The following is a 2,364-nucleotide window of genomic DNA, read 5'->3' on the forward strand; positions in this document are numbered from 1 at the left end:
ATAAGCTGAACCACGGCGAGGATTAGTCTTGTTCACTAAATGACAGCGAGAGATTAAATGCAAACCCAAAAAGATATTACAGTTGGCCAGATCTGGGAAGAAGTGGATCCAAGACTGATCCGGAAAGTGCGAGTTGTTGAGGTGGCCTCGTTAGAAGGGCCCAAAGGCATCCTAATCGAAAACGTGGAGTCTGGTCGTAAGAACTGGGCGTCGTCATCCCGCTTTAATGGAAAGCGTGGAGGGTATCGTCTTATTTCCTGAAGGTTTTGCCAATATGGGAAACTGAAGAGGTTGAAACCATCCCGGTGAGGGAGCATATCTGGTAAAGAAGAGTCTTTAAAAAGGTTTTACGCGACCTGGGATAATAAACGGGAAAACGATACCCAAAAAAAGAATACAGCGATGATAACGATAAGGAATGGTAAGGGCTTCAATATTTTGAGAAATGACCTGGCTTCCTTTGCATCTGCATTTCTAATCAAACTGTCCACATAGGGATCACAGCTCTTAGGTTCTGAATTTTTCATATGTTCTGTACCTGAAATTGATTCCGTATGAGAAAAGGCCACCGAAGTGGCCTCTATCAAAACTGGTGGCAAAAGTTAGATCAGGAAATCATCAAGACTTTTACCGGCTGCAATTTGTTCTGCCAGAGCTTTGGGGGTACGGCCCTGTCCAGTCCACGTTTTTGTTTCGCCATTTTCATCAGTAAATGAGTATTTGGCCGGGCGTGGTTCACGGCTTTTCTTGGTAGCCGTAGATTTGGCCTGGAATGAGCCAAGCAGCTCTTCCGGGTTGATACCATCTTCTTCCATTAACTTACGCAGGGCGTCAAGTTTCTCCTGACGAGCTTGCAGTTCGGCAGCTTTGGATGATTCTTCCTGACGACGCTCATCAACAATGACATTAAGCTTTTCGAGGATTTCCTCAAGTACTTCTAAAGGCAGCTCGCGGCCCTGGGCGCGAAGAGTACGAATATTGTTTAACGATTTGAGTGCTTCAGACATACGACCTCACTTTCTAATTCTTTGATAAGGATTTACTTAATCATAATACACTCTATAAGGAAAAAGATGCCAGCTTTATGTCTTCAGGTACAAAGATATCTTGCTAAGAATACTCCTTATCTTCCTTGTGCAGACTGTTTCGTGCTTTCGATGTTGTTCATGAGTCTTAAAATCTGCTCACTGTTTAGGGTACTCATGCTGTAAATCATCAAGAAGGAAGCGCAGAACAACATAAGCAATCGGAAAAGGAAACCATGCCAGTGACAGGCCATATATGGCGGAGATAAACATAGGGTAATTTAACTCACTTACAAAATTCGCTTCATTGTATTGTTGAATCGAAATGGCAGAAGCAAAAATTATAATTAAAGTAAGAAAAATCCACTCTAGCCATCTCTTTTTATAACAAGCATAAGCGAAAGCTGTAGGGTAAAAAATAAAGCAAAAAATTCCAGCTGCAATTACGTTCATAAAAGTAACTTTCCTGATAGCGCAGTTATTTTTCGAATGCAGCATCATGAACAACTGCCATAACATTGATGATTGGCTTTCTTTTTCTGAAGAACCTTCCGCGCGGCAAAGTTTCTCCCGCTTTGAGACGATAAAGCCAGAAAACATAAGCCGGAGGAACATTGCTGTCAAAAATATCTGAACAAGTTTGAACTGTGATGCCTACTGTATTGTCTTTCCTCATCTCTTTAAAAGTGCCTTGCAATGCAGCGGATAACGTCATTTTTAAGAAACCTTTTTCTGTTTGAACGGATAGACTTGACTTAGCTGGCTTGACTGTAATGTTTGCCACTAAAGATCCCTCGTTCTGAGGATGCAGGCACTACAAAGTTACCGTCAGGTCTAATCATACGAGTTTGGATGAAATTTTTGCCGGATTTGGTTTTTTCAACCTGGTGCTCGATCTTCCATTCTTCTTTGACGGGACCGGATGACAAATGAACTAGAACCGGTACTTTTTTACGTGTTCTATCCAGAACAATACAATTTGATTTATCCGTATCAACGCTTCCCTGAAGAGTATTCAAAGAGCAATTATCATATCCCTCAACCGGAACTGCATTACCTTGGATATCAATTTTGAATCCTCCAGCTATTACAATTTCGGGTGCATTATCATTTAAAGTCTCGTCATAGGCAGCATCAACTACATCGCAAGCAGTAAGAGTAAGTGACGATGCCACAGCAAGACACAATAAAGAAAATCTGTTTTTGAGCATATTTGAGACCTTTTATAAAAATAAAATAACAGGAGAATTGTATCATTAACAGTCTAGTTCTAACGACTACCACTTTTAAGTATGTATTGAGCCAGTTTTATATTCAGGCACACCATATTGCACTCTAG

4 protein-coding genes are annotated in these 2,364 nt (G+C 40.9%); all 4 read right to left on the bottom strand.

What is annotated here, in order from left to right; translation table 11 throughout:
- Nucleotides 1-602: 602 nt before the first annotated feature.
- A complete protein-coding gene (locus ACVCAM_RS26245) occupies nt 603-1,007 on the bottom strand; it encodes an H-NS family histone-like protein (RefSeq protein WP_001287391.1) in 405 nt (134 codons plus the stop codon).
- 177 nt (nt 1,008-1,184) lie between these two features.
- Nucleotides 1,185-1,478, bottom strand: coding sequence for a hypothetical protein (locus ACVCAM_RS26250; protein ID WP_001100635.1), 294 nt, complete (start codon nt 1,476-1,478; stop codon nt 1,185-1,187).
- Between the two features lie 25 nt (nt 1,479-1,503).
- The gene (locus ACVCAM_RS26255) at nt 1,504-1,809 is read right to left on the bottom strand and encodes a hypothetical protein (RefSeq protein ID WP_223152485.1); all 306 of its coding nucleotides are present in this window, start codon (nt 1,807-1,809) and stop codon (nt 1,504-1,506) included.
- A complete protein-coding gene (locus tag ACVCAM_RS26260) occupies nt 1,781-2,236 on the bottom strand; it encodes a hypothetical protein (RefSeq protein ID WP_000916941.1) in 456 nt (151 codons plus the stop codon). The genes ACVCAM_RS26255 and ACVCAM_RS26260 overlap by 29 nt, the downstream gene beginning before the upstream one ends.
- Between the last annotated feature and the right edge of the window lie 128 nt (nt 2,237-2,364).

It is taken from the genome of Enterobacter sp. CFEC122 (assembly GCF_052983755.1).

Bases quoted from the DNA above. Each gene is read 5' to 3' on its own strand.
- ACVCAM_RS26245 (WP_001287391.1), bottom strand. From the start codon at position 1,007: ATGTCTGAAGCACTCAAATCGTTAAACAATATTCGTACTCTTCGCGCC.
- ACVCAM_RS26250 (WP_001100635.1), bottom strand. From the start codon at position 1,478: ATGAACGTAATTGCAGCTGGAATTTTTTGCTTTATTTTTTACCCTACA.
- ACVCAM_RS26260 (WP_000916941.1), bottom strand. From the start codon at position 2,236: ATGCTCAAAAACAGATTTTCTTTATTGTGTCTTGCTGTGGCATCGTCA.